Annotated in this window: 2 protein-coding genes and 1 pseudogene; 1 reads left to right on the forward strand and 2 read right to left on the reverse strand. The window is 65.3% G+C overall.

Annotated features, from left to right (window positions below):
• Positions 1-84, reverse strand: a pseudogene (locus EN914_RS39615) (DUF2269 domain-containing protein); the annotation flags it as partial.
• On the reverse strand, positions 84-1,370 hold the full coding sequence (locus EN914_RS34730) for an SDR family oxidoreductase (RefSeq protein WP_024505777.1): 1,287 nt from the start codon (positions 1,368-1,370) through the stop codon (positions 84-86). The pseudogene EN914_RS39615 and the gene EN914_RS34730, both read right to left, overlap by 1 nt.
• Here EN914_RS34730 and EN914_RS38540 point away from each other — a divergent pair.
• Positions 1,275-1,633: hypothetical protein (locus tag EN914_RS38540; protein ID WP_164779143.1), on the forward strand; the 359-nt coding region annotated here is incomplete at its 3' end. The genes EN914_RS34730 and EN914_RS38540 overlap by 96 nt on opposite strands.

Here is a 1,633-nt window from a genome sequence, read left to right on the forward strand (position 1 = left end):
CATGAAGAAGGCGATGCCGGCGCCGGTGCCCAGCAGCACGGCCGCGCCGACGACATGCAGGAACTTGAGCATGAAGTAGGTCATCAGCGTTCCTCCAGGACCGCCAGCGCGACAAAATGCAGAACCAGGATCGGCAGGATCTTCAGGAATGGGCCGAGCGGCTCGTTCCACAGTTCTGGTCGCAGCATGGTCCCCACGATCGCATAGAAAAGAGCCACCGCAATCGCCCCGAACAGCCCCAGCCGACTGGTCGGTCGCCAGGCGATCAACGCGCCGACCGCCATGTCGGCCAGCGCTCCGGCGATGACTGCCGGTTCCGCCAGCGGACCGATGGCCGTGCCGACCAGCAAGTCGACCCCGCGGCGCCAGCCGGTGGTCAGGGAAATGATGCCGGTCATGATCCAGAAGAAGGGCAGGACAGTAAAGATCGCCGGCTTGACGAAATAGAGACGGGCGAACCATCGCTCCTGCACCGTCGCGGGATTGAGCTTTAGCGCCGCTTCGAGGCTGGATGGTTGGATCCCTGTCGCTGTGATCCACGCCTGCGGGTCGCCGACAGCGCCCCGCACGATTTCCTTGGCCGCATTGCTGCGCATCGGCGGGCGCCAGCCGAGCAGAGCCGCCGCATCGCCGACCCGGTACAGGCCGGCCGCGACGCTACCGGGCAGAGTGAACTCTCCAGCCGGTCTCGACCCGAGCCAGCGGCGGTAGAGGCCGACCACCTTCCTCATCGGCAGCGCTTCAGGTCCGGCAAGGTCAAGCGCAAGGTGCGATGCGCTATCGGGCCGGAGAAAATGCAGGACAGTGGCGATCACGTCATCCAACTGTACGACCTGAAGCCGACCCGTGCTGGGCATCACCGGCAACAGTGGCAATGCGGCCAGTCCGCGAAACAGCGCACTGGCGCCGAACGCCGGCCGGCCCAGCACGACCGACGGGCGCAGGATGACCCAGTCCAAATCGCGCGCCATCAACGCCTGGTCGCCAGCCAGCTTGGTGGCCGAGAAGGCGGACGGCTGCAGCCGATCGACCCCGATTGCCGAGAAGTGAATGACTTTTCTCACGCCCGCCTGCTCACAGGCGGCAAAGAGTGCCGATGCGCCACCCGCATGCACACCGCCAGTGCTTTCTTGCGCGCTGTCCTGCAGCACACCGGCGCAGTTGACGACCGCGTCGATGCCTATCAGATGCGGGCTCCAGTCCTGCGTCTGCAGCGCCTTTGCCATGTCGAGCAAGACAGGCGGCAAGCCTCTGAAGGGCGCGGCGCCGGCACGATGCAGTACGCGAACGATTTCATATCCATCGGCGGCCAGGCGCGCACAAAGAGAAGCTCCGATCAGACCCGACGCGCCGGTGACGAGGACCCTCACCTGGCACCTGAAAACTGCAGTGACAGTCGCGCCTCATCCTGTCTGCACGCGGAGCCGGACGAAACAGCGGTGTCGCTGCGATCGGGCCGCACGATCGAGCGATTCCGCGCGCCTCGCCGAGGGCAGATGGAAGCGAGCGTCGCGGCGCTGCTGGCGCGTCCGGCCAGAGCTCCGACAGTTTCGAGCAACGATATCGAGCGGAAGCTCGGGTTGATTGTTCCTTTGGTTTCTACCATGGGCGCTGATCCCAAGCTGCCACGGAT

The sequence above is a fragment of the Mesorhizobium sp. M7A.F.Ca.CA.001.08.2.1 genome, assembly GCF_003998455.1.
Classification (GTDB): domain Bacteria; phylum Pseudomonadota; class Alphaproteobacteria; order Rhizobiales; family Rhizobiaceae; genus Mesorhizobium; species Mesorhizobium ciceri.